The organism is Mycobacterium sp. WMMD1722 (assembly GCF_049315205.1).
In the GTDB taxonomy this organism is placed as follows: domain Bacteria; phylum Actinomycetota; class Actinomycetes; order Mycobacteriales; family Mycobacteriaceae; genus Mycobacterium.
The window spans coordinates 1,427,942-1,443,966 of record NZ_CP186056.1 but is presented as its reverse complement, the minus strand read 5'-3'; the positions used below and the strand labels follow the sequence as shown (position 1 = coordinate 1,443,966).

At 69.7% G+C, this 16,025-nt stretch carries 16 protein-coding genes; 9 read left to right on the top strand and 7 right to left on the bottom strand.

Going from position 1 to position 16,025, the window contains the following annotated elements; genetic code table 11:
• Positions 1-41: 41 nt before the first annotated feature.
• Entirely contained in the window at positions 42-875 is an 834-nt protein-coding gene (locus tag ACN27E_RS06685) for a 2-amino-3,7-dideoxy-D-threo-hept-6-ulosonate synthase (protein WP_422749676.1), read from the bottom strand.
• Between the two features lie 16 nt (positions 876-891).
• Positions 892-2,091 carry a 4-hydroxybenzoate 3-monooxygenase gene (locus ACN27E_RS06680; protein ID WP_422747623.1) on the bottom strand — a complete coding sequence of 400 codons (1,200 nt, stop codon included), beginning with the start codon at positions 2,089-2,091 and terminating at the stop codon, positions 892-894.
• Between the two features lie 280 nt (positions 2,092-2,371).
• Between ACN27E_RS06680 and ACN27E_RS06675 the strand changes: the two genes are divergently transcribed.
• The gene (locus ACN27E_RS06675) at positions 2,372-2,536 is read left to right on the top strand and encodes a hypothetical protein (protein ID WP_422747621.1); all 165 of its coding nucleotides are present in this window, start codon (positions 2,372-2,374) and stop codon (positions 2,534-2,536) included.
• Position 2,537: 1 nt separating this feature from the next.
• Here the strand turns inward: ACN27E_RS06675 and ACN27E_RS06670 are convergent, their stop codons facing one another.
• Together ACN27E_RS06670 and ACN27E_RS06665 are read right to left on the bottom strand one after the other, a co-directional pair.
• Entirely contained in the window at positions 2,538-4,172 is a 1,635-nt protein-coding gene (locus tag ACN27E_RS06670) for an MFS transporter (RefSeq protein ID WP_422747619.1), read from the bottom strand.
• A complete protein-coding gene (locus ACN27E_RS06665) occupies positions 4,172-4,882 on the bottom strand; it encodes an LppX_LprAFG lipoprotein (RefSeq protein WP_422747617.1) in 711 nt (236 codons plus the stop codon). Before ACN27E_RS06665 ends, ACN27E_RS06670 begins: the two co-directional genes overlap by 1 nt.
• 69 nt (positions 4,883-4,951) lie before the next feature.
• Between ACN27E_RS06665 and ACN27E_RS06660 the strand changes: the two genes are divergently transcribed.
• From ACN27E_RS06660 to ACN27E_RS06645, 4 genes are read left to right on the top strand one after another with little or no spacing between them, the layout of a single operon-like run.
• On the top strand, positions 4,952-5,596 hold the full coding sequence (locus ACN27E_RS06660; RefSeq protein ID WP_422747615.1) for a riboflavin synthase: 645 nt from the start codon (positions 4,952-4,954) through the stop codon (positions 5,594-5,596).
• 60 nt (positions 5,597-5,656) lie between these two features.
• Complete coding sequence (locus ACN27E_RS06655; protein WP_422747613.1) at positions 5,657-6,973, top strand: bifunctional 3,4-dihydroxy-2-butanone-4-phosphate synthase/GTP cyclohydrolase II; 1,317 nt, start codon at positions 5,657-5,659, stop codon at positions 6,971-6,973.
• Complete coding sequence (ribH, locus tag ACN27E_RS06650) at positions 6,970-7,452, top strand: 6,7-dimethyl-8-ribityllumazine synthase (protein WP_422747611.1); 483 nt, start codon at positions 6,970-6,972, stop codon at positions 7,450-7,452. Before ACN27E_RS06655 ends, ribH begins: the two co-directional genes overlap by 4 nt.
• Entirely contained in the window at positions 7,449-7,895 is a 447-nt protein-coding gene (locus ACN27E_RS06645) for a PH domain-containing protein (protein WP_422747609.1), read from the top strand. The genes ribH and ACN27E_RS06645 overlap by 4 nt, the downstream gene beginning before the upstream one ends.
• Here ACN27E_RS06645 and ACN27E_RS06640 read toward each other — a convergent pair.
• Both ACN27E_RS06640 and ACN27E_RS06635 read right to left on the bottom strand, forming a co-directional pair.
• Positions 7,881-8,330 carry a GNAT family N-acetyltransferase gene (locus ACN27E_RS06640; protein ID WP_422747607.1) on the bottom strand — a complete coding sequence of 150 codons (450 nt, stop codon included), beginning with the start codon at positions 8,328-8,330 and terminating at the stop codon, positions 7,881-7,883. The genes ACN27E_RS06645 and ACN27E_RS06640 overlap by 15 nt on opposite strands.
• Positions 8,331-8,341: 11 nt before the next feature.
• Positions 8,342-10,297: a gamma-glutamyltransferase family protein gene (locus ACN27E_RS06635; RefSeq protein ID WP_422749675.1), complete on the bottom strand. Its 1,956-nt coding sequence runs from the start codon at positions 10,295-10,297 to the stop codon at positions 8,342-8,344.
• Positions 10,298-10,375: 78 nt separating this feature from the next.
• On the opposite strand from ACN27E_RS06635, the gene uvrC reads away from it, so the two are divergent.
• The 4 genes from uvrC to whiA are packed head-to-tail and all read left to right on the top strand — an operon-like array spanning position 10,376 to position 15,339.
• Positions 10,376-12,445 carry an excinuclease ABC subunit UvrC gene (gene uvrC, locus ACN27E_RS06630; RefSeq protein ID WP_422747605.1) on the top strand — a complete coding sequence of 690 codons (2,070 nt, stop codon included), beginning with the start codon at positions 10,376-10,378 and terminating at the stop codon, positions 12,443-12,445.
• Positions 12,438-13,346 (top strand): RNase adapter RapZ, encoded by a 909-nt coding sequence (rapZ, locus tag ACN27E_RS06625; protein ID WP_422747603.1) that lies wholly within the window; start codon positions 12,438-12,440, stop codon positions 13,344-13,346. Before uvrC ends, rapZ begins: the two co-directional genes overlap by 8 nt.
• The gene (locus ACN27E_RS06620; RefSeq protein WP_422747601.1) at positions 13,343-14,365 is read left to right on the top strand and encodes a gluconeogenesis factor YvcK family protein; all 1,023 of its coding nucleotides are present in this window, start codon (positions 13,343-13,345) and stop codon (positions 14,363-14,365) included. The genes rapZ and ACN27E_RS06620 overlap by 4 nt, the downstream gene beginning before the upstream one ends.
• Positions 14,362-15,339: a DNA-binding protein WhiA gene (gene whiA, locus ACN27E_RS06615; protein ID WP_422749674.1), complete on the top strand. Its 978-nt coding sequence runs from the start codon at positions 14,362-14,364 to the stop codon at positions 15,337-15,339. Before ACN27E_RS06620 ends, whiA begins: the two co-directional genes overlap by 4 nt.
• Before the next feature lie 9 nt (positions 15,340-15,348).
• On the opposite strand, the gene ACN27E_RS06610 is transcribed toward whiA, so the two are convergent.
• A complete protein-coding gene (locus ACN27E_RS06610) occupies positions 15,349-15,993 on the bottom strand; it encodes a hypothetical protein (RefSeq protein ID WP_422747599.1) in 645 nt (214 codons plus the stop codon).
• Positions 15,994-16,025 lie beyond the last annotated feature (32 nt).

The following is a 16,025-nucleotide window of genomic DNA, read 5'->3' as shown; positions in this document are numbered from 1 at the left end:
GCGGGCTGGAGATCCTTCCCGGTCGTGAGATATGCGCTGGGTCAGGCGGATTCGAGTGCCGGCGTGCGCGCAGCGCTGGTCAGTGCCGCCGGCGTGTGCAGCTGCCTGCCGAGTTCGGATGCGACGCGGTGGGGGTCGTCGGAGTCGAAGATCAGCCGGCCGAAACTCAAACCCGCGACCCGTGATTCGGCGACCTCCCGGCCGAAGGCCACGGCGTCGTCGTCACACCCGAGGGTGGGTCCGCCGGCGACCAGGACGGGCAGCGGGCAGCTGTCGGCGACGCGATTCATCGCCGTCACCGAGCCGGCGTAGTCGAGCTTGACGATGTCGGCGCCCAGATCGGTGGCGATCGCACCCAGATGACAGAGCGTCTCCACGATCTCGGTGCGTGAGCCCATCTCCGGGCCGCGCGCGTACATCATCGCCAGCAGCGGTACCCCGAGGGTCTCGCACTCCGCGGCGACCGCACCCAGATCGGCCAGTTGCCGGGCCTCGGTGGGCGATCCGACGTTGACGTGGACGCTGACCGCGTCGGCGCCGAGGCGCAGGCACTCCTCGACCGATCCGACCAGCACCTTGGAGGTGCGGTCCAGCGCCAGGTCGGTGCCTGCGGAGATGTGCACGATCAGCGCCATCTCGGCGAACCGGCCGGGATCGATGGTGCGGGCCCGGCCCTTGTGCACCACGACGGCGTCGGTACCCGCGTCGGCCAGCAGCGCGGCGGTCCGGTCGGCGTGATCGCCGGCGCCGAGTGGGCCGACGGTCACCGAGTGATCCATCGGCACGACCAGAGCCCGCCCGCTGCCGGGATGGAAGATGCGGGACAGCCGGATCCGGGTTCCGGTACCGCCGCGGTGGGGGTGCCGGGCGCGCATGTCGAACATGTCTCTCCTAGTAGGCCCACGGGGTCGGGAAGGGGAGGCCGAGATAGACCTCGCCGAGTGCCTGGCGTTCGGCGGGCGAGCTGACCCACCGCTGCAGCCGCGCACGGCGCAGTTCCCACTCGAACGGGTCGTCGCCGAACCGGTGCAGCACCTCGGTGAGCGTGGCGGCGAACGACTGGACCTGCCAGGTCCGCGCGAGCGCCGTGTCACTGTAAGCGTCGAGGTGGGCTCTTGTGTGGCCTCCCTTCCGGCGGGCCCGGTAGTACGCGCCGAGCGCGTGGGAGAGCACGCAGGCGTCGGAGATCGCCAGGTTGAGGCCCTTGGCGCCGGTCGGCGGCACGATGTGGGCGGCGTCCCCGACGAGGAACAGCGACCCGTACTGCATGGGGCTGACGACGAGGCTGCGCAGCGGCGACACGCTCTTCTCGATGATCGGACCGGTGTGCAGCTCGGTGTCGTCGTCGCAGGCGCTGCGGCGCAGCAGTTCTTTCCAGATCCGCTCGTCCGGCCAGTCGCGCACGTCGGTGCCGGCCGGCACCTGCAGGTACTGCCGGCTGATCTGCGTCCCGCGCATGCTGTGCAGGGCGAGCCCGTCGGGGTGCACCGAGTACATCCCCTCCTCGGCGACCGGCGTGCTGCGGGCCAGGATGCCCAGCCAGGCGCCCGGATAGGTGCGGCTGTATTCGGTGGTGGTCGCCGCCGGCAACAGGTGACGGCAGACACCGTGGTGACCGTCACAGCCGGCGACGAAGTCGGCCTCGATGGTGTGCCGGATGCCGTCGGCGACGTAGGACACCTGCGGGCGGTCGCCGTCGATGTCCGAGACGGTGACGTCCTCGGCGTCGAAGACCAGGGGCCCGCCGCCGGCGATCCGGGCGTCGATGAGATCGGCGACGATCTCGCTCTGTCCGTACACGTACGCGTGCCGGCCGGTGTCGGCGTGGAAGTCGAGATGGTGGGTGCGGTGGTCGAACCGGAGGTAGAACCCGTTGTGCACCAGGGCTTCGCGGCGTAGCCGGGCGCCGACGCCGATATCGTCGAGGACGGCGACGGTCTCGTGTTCGAGCACGCCGGCGCGGACCCGGGCGGTCACGTGCGGTCGGGAGCGGCGCTCGACGATCACGCTGTCGATGCCCTGCAGCCGGAGCATCTGCCCGAGCGCGAGTCCGGCCGGTCCGGCCCCGACGATGGCCACCTGGCAGCGCACCGTGTGCCCTCCTCACCCCGACCGATACGACTAAGGGGAGGCTAACTTAAGTGAGTGACGGTTGTCATATCCGTCGGACCGCGCTCGGTAGCGAAATTCGGGGGAACATGGAGGGTGACGTGACGAGTGGAATTCCCCGGCAGCGGCCCGCGTTGGCAAACATGACGCAGGTAATCGCCGTGGACGGCAGCTCGGAACGCTCGTGTACCAGCCCGGTACACTCGTCTCAAAGCGCCTTCGCCGACGTCTGCGCACCCCCGAGCAGGACAAGGAAGACAGCGTGACTGCACTGGCCGACTGGCTGAGCTTGCCCCCGATGACCCCCGACACCGTGCGGTCGTTCCTGCGGGATCCCCTGCGCGCGGTCCTGCCGGGCCGCGACGAGATGACCCGCGGCGTCTGCCGGGAGGTGCCGCTGATGGTTCCCGGCCTCGAGCGCTGCTGACTCAGCGCTCGGGACGGTGGTGCCTGCCGCCCTGCGGTGAACCGGCCGGTGGCGCCGAGGTGCCCCGGACGTCGATGAACTCCGTCGGCGGCTCGTCGTCGACCACCGGAAGCATGGTGGTCGGCTCGTCGGCGTGCTGATTCTTACCGGCGATCAACAGCCCGAGCAGGGCGCCGACCACGCACACCACCACCGTGGCGATGAAGATGTCGCCGTACTGCATGACGTAGGCGGCGCGGTAGCGGTCGGCTTCGGCGGCGAGCCGCTCGGCCAGCGTGTTGGCCCCCGGCGGGAACGGCAGCGTCTGCAGATACTGGTTGAGGCGGTAGAGCCCCCAGGCGCTCAACCCGGCCAGACCGATCAGCATGCCGATCATCCGTGCGACGACCACCGCGGCCGACGCGATGCCGTGCTGGGCCGACGGGACCACCCGCAGGGTCGCGGAGGTGAGCGGCCCGATCACCAGACCGAGACCGATGCCGGCGATCACCAGGTCGGTGTCGAGTACCGGAAGGGTGAACAGCCCGAGGTCGTGGCGGGCCGCGAGCAGATCGACCGGCCACTTGGAGATCAGCCAGTATCCGCCGGCCGCGATGAGTAGGCCGACGAACGTGACGATGCGGTCGCCGATCCGGCTGGCGATCCAGCCGCCGACGACCGCGCCGATCGGCAGCGCGATCAGGAACCGCAGCAGCAGCAGGACGGCGTCGGTCTGGTCTTTGCCCAAGATGCCCTGGCCGAACAGTTCGACGTTGACCAGCGTCACCATCAACGCCGCGCCCGCGCACAGCGATGCGCCGAGCGCGGCCAGGAACGGCCGGAAGTGCACGCCCGCCGGCTCGATCAGCCGGGTGCGGGAGAACCGCTCCCACACGAAGAACGCGATCAGCACCGCCACCGCGCCGATCAGCAGCGGCAACCCGTAGTCGGGCAGGATCTTCTTGCCGTCGGGCGCGGGGTTGTAGAGGCCGATGACGGCCAGCCCGAGGGCGACGGCCAGCAGGACGCCGCCGACCACGTCCACCTTCTCCGGCTGGTCGGATTTGAGCCGGGCGGGCAGGCTGAAGTGGATCATCACCATCGCCAGCAGCGCCATCGGGACGTTGATCCAGAACACGTCCCGCCAGGTGTTCAGCGCCGCGACCACCGCGATGCCGTAGAGCGGGCCGAGCACACTGCCGAGTTCCTGGGCGGCCCCGATGCCGCCGAGCACCGACGCCCGGTTGCGGGTGGCCCACAGGTCGGCGGCCAGCGCCAGGGTCACCGGGAGCAGGGCACCGCTGGCGGTGCCCTGGATCGCCCGGCCCACCACCATCGGGATCAGATCGTTCGACAGCGCGGTGACCACCGAACCCAGCGCGAATCCGGCGAGGCTCAGCTGCAGCACCAGTTTGCGGCCGAATCGGTCCGAGGCGCGCCCGAGCAGCGGCATCGCCGCGATGTAGCCGAGCAGATACCAGGTGATGATCGGCGTGACGCGTTGCAGCTGGTTCACCGCGATGCCGATGTCCATCATGATGTCGCGGATGATCGCGATCACCACGTAGGTGTCCAGCGCGCCGAGCAGCACCGCCAGCCCGCCGGCGCTGATCGCGATACGCCTGCTGCGGCCCTCGCTCGTGGTGGCGGTCGTCATCAGACCGCGGGCTTGGTGACGGTGACCTGCTTACCCCAGTCCGACAGCGTCATCGTCACGCTGTTGCCCGGGGTGGGCTCGAGCTTGGCCTGCACCAGGTCGTGGGTGCCGTCCTCGCGGATCCACACGGTGGCCGGCACCGGGCCGGTGGCGTTGATCTGCGGGGCGATGGCGTTGACGGCCTCCGCGCTCACCGTGCCGGTGAGCCGGACGGTGCCGACGCCGTCGACGGTCTCGCGGCCGTCGGCTTTGGGGTCGGAGAAATTGGCCAGCACGTTGGCCAGCCCCTTGTCCGGGCTCAGGATCGAGGCGATGTCGTAGATGTCGGCGGCCGGACCGAAGTCCTGGAAGCTGCCGGCGGTGATCGCGCCGTAGAGGATCCCGTCGACCACCACGAATTGCACGCCCTCCAGGCGCTGGCCGAGGAACACGATGTTCGCCGAACCCGTCGCCGCGACCGCGGGGCTGTTGGTCAGATCACCCTCGAGCGATTCGATGGGCAGGTCGGGGAAGCTGCCCTGCACGGTCAGCTTGAGGTGGACGCTCTTGAGGTCACGCGTGGTCTGGGTGGCGTCCTGCAACAGCGGCGCCGCATCGGGCAGCGGCTTGTCGGCGTCCTGATCGGACGACGAACATCCGGCGACGAGCAGTGCTGCGGCGAGGAGGACGGCGATCAGGGCCTGGGCTGCATGGCGGGGGCTCGTCGGCATGACTGCATCGTAGAGGGTGCGGCCCCGGTGTCCGGATGCCGACGTTCCGGGCAGGAATAGGCTGGCCCGATGTTCACCGGAATCGTCGAAGAGGTCGGCGAGGTCGTCGACAAAGAGGATCTCGCCGACGGCACGGCGCGATCCGCCCGCCTGGTCATCCGTGGTCCCGTCGTCACCTCCGATGCCGGCCACGGCGATTCGATCGCGGTCAACGGGGTCTGCCTGACCGTGGTCGAGGTGCTGCCCGGCGGGGTCTTCAGCGCCGACGTGATGGGCGAGACCCTCGACCGATCCAGCCTCGCCGCGGTCGGGGTGGGTAGCCGGGTCAACCTCGAACGGGCCGCCGCGGTCAACAGCCGCCTCGGCGGACACATCGTCCAGGGCCACGTCGACGGCACCGGCCGTGTGATTGCGCGCACACCGTTCGAGCACTGGGAGGTGGTGCGCATCGCGATGCCCGCCGCCATCGCCCGCTATGTGGTGGAGAAGGGTTCGATCACCGTCGACGGGGTGTCGCTGACCGTCTCCGGACTGGGCCGTGACCTGGATGATCAGGACGGCGACTGGTTCGAGGTGTCGCTGATCCCCACCACGCTGGACCTGACCACGCTCGGTTCCGCACCGGTGGGCACCCCGGTCAACCTCGAGGTGGACGTGATCGCCAAGTACGTCGAACGCCTGATGGGCCGGCCCGCCGGGGACGGCGGGCAATAATCGTTGCGCCTCAGTGGTTCATACTGGGAGGCGGATACTCCTGAGCAAGGGTGGCAGACAATGACCAGGCTCGATTCGGTCGAACGGGCGATCGCGGACATCGCGGCCGGTAAGGCCGTGGTCGTGATCGACGACGAGGACCGCGAGAACGAGGGCGATCTGATCTTCGCCGCCGAGAAGGCCACCCCCGAATTGGTCGCGTTCATGGTGCGCTACACCTCGGGGTACCTGTGCGTGCCGTTGGACGGCGCCATCTGTGACCGGCTGGGCCTGCTGCCCATGTACGCGGTCAACCAGGACAAGCACGGCACCGCCTACACCGTCACCGTCGATGCGAAAAACGGTGTCGGAACCGGGATTTCGGCGTCAGACCGGGCCACCACGATGCGGTTGCTTGCCGACCCGAGCAGCACCGCGGAGGAATTCAGCAAACCCGGCCACGTGGTCCCGTTGCGCGCCAAGGACGGCGGGGTGTTGCGCAGGCCCGGACACACCGAGGCCGCGGTGGACCTGGCCAGGCTGGCCGGGCTCCAGCCCGCGGGCACCATCTGCGAAATCGTCAGCCAGAAGGACGAGGGCGCGATGGCCCAGACCGACGAGCTGCGGATCTTCGCCGACGAACACGATCTGGCCCTGATCTCGATCGCCGATCTGATCGAGTGGCGGCGCAAGCACGAGAAGCACGTCGAGCGCATCGCCGAGGCGCGCATCCCGACCCGCCACGGCCCGTTCCGGGCGGTGGGCTACACCAGCATCTACGAGGACGTCGAACACGTCGCCCTGGTCCGCGGCGACGTGGCCGGCCCGCAGGGCGACGGACACGACGTGCTGGTGCGGGTGCATTCGGAGTGCCTCACCGGTGACGTGTTCGGCTCACGGCGCTGCGATTGCGGCCCCCAGCTGGACGCGGCGATGGCGATGGTCGCCCGCGAGGGCCGCGGCGTCGTGCTCTACATGCGCGGCCACGAGGGTCGGGGCATCGGACTGATGCACAAGCTGCAGGCCTATCAACTCCAGGACGCCGGCGACGACACCGTGGACGCGAATCTCAAACTCGGTCTGCCCGCCGACGCGCGCGACTACGGCATCGGCGCACAGATCCTCGTCGACCTGGGTGTGCGCTCGATGCGGTTGCTGACCAACAATCCCGCCAAGCGGGTCGGGCTGGACGGCTACGGCCTGCACATCATCGAGCGGGTGCCGCTGCCGGTCCGGGTGAACTCCGAGAACATCCGCTATCTGATGACCAAGCGCGACCGGATGGGCCACGATCTGGCCGGCCTCGACGAGTACGACGAAGCCACCAGCATGGACGACTTCGACGAAGGCGTGTACCTGCTCGGCGAACGCAAACCCGATCTCGGCGGGACCCGGTGAGCGGGGGCGCCGGGGTTCCCGACCTCCCGGACCTCGACGCCTCGGCGTTGAAGCTCGGCATCGTGGCGAGTACGTGGCACGAGAAGATCTGTGACGCACTGCTCGACGGTGCGCGTCGGGTGGCCACCGACGCCAGGGTCACCGATCCGACGGTGGTGCGCGTACTCGGTGCGATCGAGATTCCGGTGGTGGCGCAGGCGCTGGCGGCCGATCATGACGCGGTGGTGGCGCTGGGCGTCGTGATCCGCGGTCAGACACCGCATTTCGACTACGTCTGCGATGCCGTCACCCAAGGGCTGACCCGGGTGTCCCTGGACGCCGCGACACCGGTCGCCAACGGTGTGCTCACCGTCGACACCGAGCAGCAGGCCCTCGACCGGGCCGGACTGCCGGGCTCGGCGGAGGACAAGGGCGCACAGGCCGCCGCTGCGGCGCTGTCCACCGCGCTCACCCTGCGGGAGCTGCGCACCCGCTCATGAGCGACTGGGAATTCGAGATCCGGCCCCGGCTCACGCCGTATTTCGCCTACGCCGCCGCCGCCCTGATCGTGACTGCGCATGTGACCGTCGGCCTGCTGCTGAAGGTGGGTTCGACCGGGGTGATCTTCCGCACCGCCGACCAGGTGGCGATCGCCCTGCTCGGCTGCGTGATCGGCGCGGTCGTGCTGCTGTTCGCCCGGCCGCGGGTGCGGGTCGGTGCGGCCGGCGTGGCCGTGCGCAACCTGTGGTCGGACAAGGTGATTCCCTGGCCCCACGTGGTGGGCGTGACCTTCCCCCGCGGGGCGCGCTGGGCCCGCCTCGAACTGCCCGACGACGAGTACGTCCCGGTGATGGCGATCCAATCGGTGGATCGTGAGCACGCCGTCGCGGGTATGGAGCAATTGCGCGCAGCGATCGTGCGGCACCGCTCACACACTCAGTGACATCGCCAACTCCTGGCGCGGCCCGACCGTCGCCGCCGCCACCTTGAACCCCGCCTTCTCGTAGATGCCCCGGGCCACCGAATTGTCCGCGTCGACGCGCAGGGTCACGGTGTGCGCATGCTGGGTGCGCGCCCACGCCACCGCGGCCTCGAGCAGTTCACCGGCCAGCCCGTGCCCGCGGGCGTCGGGCGCCAGCCACAGCGAGTACAGATACACCGAATCCGCCGACTGATGCTGGGCGCTGATCAGTCCCATCGGCCGGCCGTCGATGAGGACGGTGAATGCCGCGTGCTCGCGCAGCCGCCGCCGCCACTGCGCGGCGGTGAACGACGCTTCCCGGCGGTACTGCGGATCGGCGGGACCCAGCGAATCGGTCAGCGCCTGTAGCCGCACGACGGCGAAGGACCGCCAGTCGGCCTCCGTCAGTTGCGCCACCCTCGTGGTGGTCACTGCCGGGCTCGGGGATCGCCCATGACCATGCCTTCGCGGCGCGGATCGGCCCCACCGATCCAACCGTCCTGCTCCCGCACGATCGCCGAGAGCCCACTGGACTGGTCGGCGAAGTCGACGACGTGCCCCAGCCTGCGCAGGCCGGTGATCAGCGGATCGTGCTCGCCGTTATCGCTGACGTCCACGTCCGGGTGCTCGCCGCCCACATTCGTCTCGGGCGTGTTGGCCGCCCCGAAATCCACCATGCCGACCGCCTGCTGCGGGTCCAGCCCCCAATCCAGCAGGCCCACCGTCGTTTTCACGACGAACTGGATGATGACCGCACCGCCGGGTGAACCCAGCACCGCATACAGCGGGCCTCTGGCTCCGGGCGGACCGCCGGGCGCCTGATCGAAGATCAGCATCGGTGCCATGGTGCTGCGCGGGCGCTTGCCCGGCTGCACCCGGTTGGCCACCGGAACACGGTCCGGCCCAACGGGTTCGGCGGAGAAATCGGTGAGCTGATTGTTGAGCAGGAAGCCGTCGACCATGTGGAACGACCCGAAGGCCGATTCGACGGTGGTGGTCAACGACGCCGCGTTGCCGTAGGAGTCGACGATGCTGACCTGGCTGGTGCCGTGCTCGCGCGGCTGGGGAACCGGCGCGGCCGGCGGGCCGAATTCGCCCGGCTTGGCGGTGCCCATGCTGCGCTTGTCGTTGATCAGCGCCGCGCGCCCGGCGAGGTACTGGGTGTTCAGCAGCGCGTCGGGATTCCCGCCGGGCAGCGCCACGAAATCGGTGTCGGCGACGTAGCGGTCGCGGTCGGCGTAGGCCAGCCGTTCGGCTTCGGAGATCAGATGCACACCCATCACCGCGGGGTGCCCACCGTTGAGGTCGACGTCGCTGGGCCGGTGTTCGCTCATGTCGAATCGTTCGAGCATGCCCAACGTCGCCAGCACCGCGATCCCGCCCGACGATGGCGGTGGCATCCCGCAGACGTCCTTACCCCGGTAGGGCCGGCACAGCGGCGACCGCACCTTGGCGGTGTACCCGGCCAGGTCCTCGAGCGTCATCTGGCCGGGTGTGCGTCCACCCGTGGTGTCGGCGACGGCCGCGACGATGGACTCGGCGATCGGGCCGGTGTAGAACGCGTCCGGGCCGTCGGTGGCCAGTGCGCCGAGTGTCTTCGCGTATGCCGGATTGGTGACCCGGCTGCCCGGCGTCTTCGGGCTGCCGTCGGGATTGAGGAAATACCCGGCGGCGGTGCGGTCGACGCGCAGTTCGTCGCGGCTGTCGGCGATCGCCGCGGCCAGCCGGGGGCTGACGTCGAAGCCGTCGTCGGCCAGGGTCACCGCCGGGGTGAACAGGTCCCGCCAGAGCGTTTTGCCGTGCGTGGCGTGCACATCGGCGAGCATCCGCACGATGCCGGGTACGCCGATGGACCGGCCGGAGGCGCGGGTGTCGGGTCTGGGTTCGGTGCGGTCGGTGTCGCTGATCCAGCGCAGATAGTTCTCGGTCGCGGCAGCGGGCGCGGTCTCGCGGCCGTCGTAGGCCTGCACGGCACCCGAGGCTGCGTCGAAATACAGCAGGAAGCCGCCGCCGCCGATGCCGGAGGACTGCGGTTCGACCAGTCCGAGCATCGCCTGCGCGGTGACCAGGGCGTCCGCGGCGGTGCCCCCGTCGCGCAGCACCCGGCAGGCGGCCTGGGTGGCCAGCGGATTGGCGGTGGCCGCCGAGTAGCTGGCGGTGCGCACCGGCGTCATGTCCTTGCGGTAGCCGGTGGTGATCTCCGGGTTGTCGGCCAGGTCACCATCGGTCCCGGGGGTGCGGGTTTTGGGAGTGGGTGTGCCGTTGGACACGATCTCGCACGGCGGATCGGGCGGTGCGGGCGCTCCGTCGTTCGCCGCGCAGCCCGTGAAGACCAGTGCGAGCGCCGCGAGCACAGCGGTGACCTTCTGCGTCGACGCCGTGATCCGCACCCCTCGAAGGTAGCTGAGCGCCCCGCCACCTGTCCGGAAGTCCTGTGCGGTCAGCGCAGTAACCTTGGCTACGTGCCCGATCCCGCTACCTACCGGCCGGCGCCCGGGTCCATCCCCGTGCAGCCGGGTGTTTACCGGTTCCGCGATCCGCACGGGCGGGTGATCTACGTGGGCAAGGCCAAGAGCCTGCGCAGCCGGCTGAACTCCTACTTCGCCGACATCTCCGGACTGGCGCCCCGCACGCGCCAGATGGTGATGACGGCGGGCAGCGTCGAATGGACCGTCGTCACCACCGAGGTCGAGGCGCTGCAGCTCGAATACAACTGGATCAAGGAGTTCGATCCGCGGTTCAACATCCGCTACCGCGACGACAAGTCGTATCCGGTGTTGGCGGTCACGCTCAACGAGGAGTACCCGCGGCTGAAGGTCTATCGCGGACCCCGCAAGAAGGGCGTCCGGTATTTCGGCCCCTATTCGCATGCCTGGGCCATCCGCGAGACGGTCGATCTGCTCACCCGGGTGTTCCCGGCACGCACCTGCTCGAACGGAGTGTTCAAGCGGCACAGCCAGATCGAGCGTCCCTGTCTGCTCGGTTACATCGACAAGTGTTCGGCGCCGTGCGTGGGGCGGGTCAGCGCCGAGGAGCATCGCCGGATCGTGCTCGATTTCTGCGACTTCCTCGCGGGTAAGACCGACCGGCTGGCCCGCGATATGGAACAGCAGATGACCGAGGCCGCCGAACAGCTCGATTTCGAACGCGCGGCCCGGCTGCGCGACGACATCGGGGCGCTCAAACGGGCACTCGAGAAGCAAGCCGTGGTGTTCGGTGACGGGACCGACGCCGACGTGGTGGCCTTCGCCGCCGATGAGCTCGAGGCCGCCGTGCAGGTCTTCCACGTCCGCGGCGGCCGAGTGCGCGGGCAGCGCGGCTGGATCGTCGAGAAGTCGGGTGAACCGGGGGAATCCGGTGAGGGCCAGCTGGTGGAACAGTTCCTCACCCAGTTCTACGGTGAGCAGGCCGAACTCGCCGACGCCAGCGATGCCGGTGGAGACGAGGCGGCCAATCCGGTGCCACGTCAGGTGCTGGTGCCGTGTCTGCCGGAGAACGCCGACGAACTGACCACGTGGTTGAGCTCGCTGCGCGGCTCCCGGGTGGCGCTGCGGGTCGCGCAGCGTGGGGACAAGAAGGCGCTGGCCGACACCGTCAAACGCAATGCCCAGGACGCGCTGGCTCAGCACAAACTCAAGCGGGCCGGTGACTTCACCGCGAGAACCGCTGCGCTGCAGAGCATTCAGGATGCGCTGGGGCTGGCCGACGCGCCACTGCGCATCGAGTGCGTCGACATCAGCCATGTGCAGGGCACCGACGTGGTGGCCTCGCTGGTGGTGTTCGAGGACGGGTTGCCGCGCAAATCGGACTACCGTCACTACGCGATCCGCGAGGCCGCCGGCGACGGCCGCTCCGACGACGTCGCCTCGATCGCCGAGGTGACCCGCCGCCGCTTCTACCGGCACCTGCACGACGTCCAGCACCCCACCGAGCTGTCACCGGAGGGCCGGTCGCGCAAATTCGCCTATCCGCCGAACCTGTTCGTGGTCGACGGCGGCGCACCCCAGGTCAACGCCGCCCAGGCGGTGCTCGACGATCTGGGTATCAGCGATGTCGCGGTGATCGGACTGGCCAAACGGCTCGAGGAGGTGTGGGTGCCGGCCGAACCGGATCCGCTCATTCTCCCGCGCAACAGTGAGGGGCTGTTTCTCTTGCAACGGGTCCGTGACGAAGCGCACCGGTTCGCCATCGCCTACCACCGCAGCAAGCGCTCGAAGCGGATGACGGCCTCGGCGCTGGATTCGGTGCGCGGTCTGGGCGAACATCGGCGCAAGGCCCTGGTCACCCATTTCGGGTCGGTGGCGCGGCTCAAAGAGGCCAGCGTCGAGGACATCACCGCGGTGCCGGGTATCGGGGTGGCCACGGCGCGGGCCGTGCTGGAAGCCCTCGGGGTGCAACCGGCCAGCGAAGCGGCAACACCCGATTCGGACACCTCCGAGCCGGTGATCGGCGATGATTCACCCAGGGCCGCGGTGAGCATCGGGATGGCCGGGACGAACCCACAGACGAACCCAGAGACGAACTATGAGTGAGCAGGTGCGGGCCGGCGACGTCGATCCCCCGGGGGAGATGGGGATCGACGTCGTGCTGGTGACCGGATTGTCCGGGGCGGGTCGCGGTACGGCCGCAAAGGTCCTCGAGGATCTGGGCTGGTACGTCGCGGACAATCTGCCCCCGGAGTTGATCGCCCGGATGGTCGAGCTGGGATTGGCCGCCGGGTCGCGGATCACCCAGCTGGCCGTGGTGATGGACGTGCGCTCGCGCGGTTTCACCGGTGACCTGGATTGGGTGCGCGGCGACCTGGCCACCCGTGGGATCGCCCCCCGGGTGCTGTTCCTCGAGGCCAGCGACGACATCCTGGTCCGCCGCTATGAACAGAACCGGCGCAGCCATCCGTTGCAGGGCGATCAGACACTGGCCGAGGGCATCGCCAGGGAACGGGCGCTGCTGGCCCCGGTGCGTGCGTCCGCGGATCTGGTGATCGACACCTCGACACTGTCGGTGCCCGCACTGCGGGAGAGCATCGAACGGGCCTTCGGCGCGGAGACCGTCGCGCACACCGCCGTCACGGTGGAGTCGTTCGGCTACAAATACGGTCTGCCGATGGACGCCGACACCGTGATGGACGTCCGGTTCCTGCCCAATCCGCACTGGGTGGATTCGCTGCGCCGGCACACCGGCCAGCATGCCGACGTCCGCGACTACGTGCTCGGTCAGCCGGGCGCGGTGGAGTTCCTCGACACCTACCATCGTCTGCTGAACGTGGTCATCGACGGATACCGCCGGGAGGGAAAGCGCTACATGACCGTCGCGATCGGCTGCACCGGCGGAAAGCACCGCAGCGTCGCGATGGCCGAGGCACTCGCCGGGCGGCTGCAAGGCGGTGACGAGCTCACGGTCCGGGTGCTGCACCGGGATCTGGGTCGCGAATGAGTCCACGCATCGTCGCGCTCGGCGGCGGGCACGGGCTCTACGCCACGCTGTCCGCGGCCCGGCGGCTGAGTCCGCACGTGACCGCGGTGGTCACCGTCGCCGACGACGGGGGATCGTCGGGCCGGCTGCGTGCCGAGCTGGACGTGGTGCCCCCCGGTGATCTGCGGATGGCGCTGGCGGCATTGGCCTCGGACAGTCCGCACGGGCGGTTGTGGGCCACGATCATCCAGCACCGGTTCAACGGCAGCGGTGCGCTGGCCGGCCATCCGATCGGCAATCTGATGCTGGCCGGGCTCTCGGAGGTGCTGGCCGATCCGGTGGCCGCCCTCGACGAGCTCGGCCGCGTCCTCGGCGTCAAGGGCCGGGTCCTGCCGATGTGTCCGATCGCGCTGCAGATCGAGGCCGACGTCGCCGGCCTGGAATCCGACCCCCGGATGAGCCGGGTGATCCGGGGTCAGGTGGCGATTGCGACGACGGTCGGCAAGGTGCGCCGGGTGCGGCTGCTGCCGGGGGATCCGCCGGCCACCCACCAGGCCGTCGACGCGATCATGGCCGCCGATCTGGTGGTACTCGGGCCCGGGTCCTGGTTCACCAGTGTGATCCCCCACGTGCTGGTGCCGGAACTGAACAGGGCACTGCGCACCACGACCGCCCGGCGGGCGCTGGTGCTCAATCTGGCCGCCGAACCGGGGGAGACGGCGGGATTCTCCGCCGAGCGGCACATCCACGTACTGGCTCAGCACGCGCCCGACTTCACCGTCGACGACATCGTGGTCGACGCCGGCCACGTGCCGAGCGACCGGGAACGCGAACAACTCAGCCGCACCGCGACGATTCTGGGTGCCCGAGTCGAGTTCGCCGACGTGTCCCGACCTGGTACACCTTTACATGACCCGGCGAAGCTGGCGGCGACCTTGGAGGGGGTGCGGCTCCGGGGGCCGGCAGCCGGCTCGGTCCAGGCGCCGACCGTCCCCGCACCGACACTGAACCGACCGAGAGGTGACGACTCGTGGCGATGACAGCCGAGGTCAAGGACGAGCTGAGCCGGCTGGTGGTCAACTCCGTGAGCGCCCGCCGCGCGGAGGTCGCCTCGCTGCTGCGCTTCGCCGGCGGTCTGCACATCGTCTCGGGCCGGGTGGTCGTCGAGGCCGAGGTGGACCTCGGCAGCATCGCCCGCCGGCTGCGCAAGGACATCTACGATCTCTACGGCTACAGCGCGGTCGTGCACATGTTGTCGGCCAGCGGCATTCGCAAGGGCACCCGATACGTGGTGCGGGTGGCCAAGGACGGGGAGGCGCTCGCCCGCCAGACCGGGCTGCTGGACATGCGTGGCCGTCCGGTGCGCGGGCTGCCGGCGCAGGTGGTCGGCGGCAGCGTGGGCGACGCCGAGGCGGCCTGGCGCGGCGCCTTCCTGGCGCACGGGTCGCTGACCGAACCGGGCCGCTCGTCTGCGCTGGAGGTCAGCTGCCCGGGCCCCGAGGCCGCGCTGGCCCTGGTGGGTGCGGCCCGCCGGCTGGGGGTCAGTGCCAAGGCGCGCGAGGTGCGCGGCAGCGACCGGGTGGTGGTGCGCGACGGCGAGGCCATCGGCGCACTGCTGACCCGGATGGGCGCTCAGGACACCCGCCTGACGTGGGAGGAGCGGCGGATGCGCCGCGAGGTCCGCGCCACGGCCAACCGGCTGGCCAACTTCGACGACGCCAACCTGCGGCGCTCGGCGCGGGCGGCGGTGGCCGCCGCCGCCCGGGTGGAACGGGCGCTGGCCATCCTGGGCGACACGGTGCCCGACCATCTCGCTACGGCGGGCAAGCTACGGGTCGAACACCGTCAGGCCTCGCTCGAGGAACTCGGTCGCCTCGCCGAGCCGCCGATGACCAAAGATGCGGTGGCCGGGCGGATTCGGCGGCTGCTGTCGATGGCCGACCGCAAGGCCAAACAGGACGGCATCCCCGACACCGAATCGGCCGTCACGCCGGATCTGCTCGAAGACGCCTGACCGCCCGGTCTAGAAGTCGAGCAGGTGCTCGAGCGCCTTGTGGTCGATGGTGCCGAACTCGTGATCCTCGACGTGCATGTAATGCCGGACCCGGTTGACGAAATCGTTGATCGCGGCGTTGAACGCGTCGACTGCGGCGTTGCGCCGGTCCGGCGCGAGCGCGCTGGTGATCTCCTGCGCGAACGCGGTGTAGATGACCCGCTGCGCGCTGTCGGCGATATCGCTCGGCGCGACCAGGCGCAGCTCGGTGAGCAGGGTGATCGCCCGTTTGATGTCGTCTTCGAGCGCTCCGGTGGCGCGCACCACCCGGAACATGACGGCGAGGCGATCCAGATTCTCGGGGATCGTCGGGTCGACGTCGCGGGCCATGGTGAGGAACTGATCGTGGTCCTCGGCGTGCGCCAGTCGCTGCGTCACGTCGGCCCACTGCGCCGAGATCGCCTTCAGGCCGGCACCGGCCACCGAGATCTCGGTCATCGCCGAGATGAATCTGATCGTCGCGTCGCGCAGCAGGTCGAATTTCTGGCGCTCCTCGTCGGCCACGCTCTGCCGTTCGTGGGTCTTCTTCGACGTCCAGTACGTCGCGATCCCGCCCACCATCGTGCCGAGCAGGCTGGCTGAGGCGGTGATCGCCGGGATCACCCAATCGGTCATGTCCGGGAGTATCGCGCTCGGACCCGGCCGTC